Source organism: Candidatus Pelagibacter communis (genome assembly GCF_001180165.1).
GTDB lineage: Bacteria > Pseudomonadota > Alphaproteobacteria > Pelagibacterales > Pelagibacteraceae > Pelagibacter > Pelagibacter ubique_P.
The window spans coordinates 1-1,161 of the sequence record NZ_CVSQ01000059.1 but is presented as its reverse complement, the minus strand read 5'-3'; the positions used below and the strand labels follow the sequence as shown (position 1 = coordinate 1,161).

The 1,161-nt window shown below is 28.5% G+C and carries 3 protein-coding genes; all 3 read right to left on the bottom strand.

What is annotated here, in order from left to right; all coding sequences use genetic code 11:
- Window positions 1-400 (bottom strand): sulfite exporter TauE/SafE family protein (locus tag AMN88_RS03440; RefSeq protein ID WP_143323672.1); only part of this gene is annotated, 400 nt, incomplete at its 3' end.
- Window positions 391-660 carry a GNAT family N-acetyltransferase gene (locus AMN88_RS03435; RefSeq protein WP_075536431.1) on the bottom strand — a complete coding sequence of 90 codons (270 nt, stop codon included), beginning with the start codon at window positions 658-660 and terminating at the stop codon, window positions 391-393. The genes AMN88_RS03440 and AMN88_RS03435, both read right to left, overlap by 10 nt.
- Window positions 661-832: 172 nt before the next feature.
- The coding region (locus AMN88_RS03430; protein WP_143323671.1) for a short-chain fatty acyl-CoA regulator family protein at window positions 833-1,161 on the bottom strand (329 nt) is incomplete at its 5' end.

The window sequence follows — 1,161 nt, the reverse complement described above, 5'->3', positions numbered from 1 at the left end:
CACCTTTTAAAAAGTTTTTCTCAGATTTTTTTTCTTTGTCTTTTTTAAAAAAGAAATAATGACCTGCAAACAAGAAGCCCATTACTCCAATTATAAATTTTAACAAATCTTCTGAAAAATATGAAAAAGTTAAAGATCCAATAATTATACCGATAGCTGCAAATGGAACCATTAATTTCAAAGTTCCTAAATCAAATTCTTTTCTATATTTATAGACAGCGATGAAATCTGAAAATATTAAAATCGGTAAAATAATTCCTAAAGCTTGATTTAGCGGCATCACTATTGTCATTAACGGAACAGAAATTAAAGTCATGGATCCACCTAAGCCTGATTTTGCAATTCCGTATAAAATTATTGCTGGAACAACTGTAAAAAAAAATAATAAGTTTATTTCCATTTATTTAATGATTTTAATAATTTCGATCCTAAAGGGCTAATTGGTTCCTGAAGTATTATTTCTTTTCCAGTCTTTTGTTTTACTAATTGTAATAGTTTAGTTGCTAACCCTTGTTTTCTAAAAATTGGATTAACAAAAATATACTCTACCTCACCTTTTTCATTAAATCTAACAAAGCCTATTGTTGTATTTTCGTTTTTAAAGGTAAAAACTCCCTCAGTTTCCTCAATTTTAAAATTTGAAACTTCCAGGCTGTTCATGAATCCTAGTAATTTAGGAGTAAAAGGATAACTGCTATTGCAGCAATAATTGAGCTAACAACAATATAATTAAGCTTAATATTGAATTTTTTTTCTACGTACTCAGTAATTTTTTCCCAGAATAATACTATTAAAAAAATAATTATAGCTGGCAGTATATATTTAATCATAATTAGGCTTTATCATCGCTGACATAAACCGAAACACCTCTTGTATTTAAATCAACATCAAATTTTTTATGTAATGGGGGGAATGCTCTTTGTGAACAATCTAATCTGTCACAGGTTCTGCAAGAAACTCCAATTGGAATTTCAGTCGATTTATCATTTATATTTACGTTTTCAGTATAAACAAAATCTTTTGCATATTTTGCATCACAACCAAGTCCTATAGATAAAACACTTTTGGCTTGACCAAACCGTCCAATACCTTTTTCAACGGTTCTTGCAATACAAACGTATTTTTCTCCATTATTCATTTTACTTACAGCTGCTTGAATAA

Bases quoted from the DNA above. Each gene is read 5' to 3' on its own strand.
- AMN88_RS03435 (WP_075536431.1), bottom strand. From the start codon at position 660: ATGAACAGCCTGGAAGTTTCAAATTTTAAAATTGAGGAAACTGAGGGA.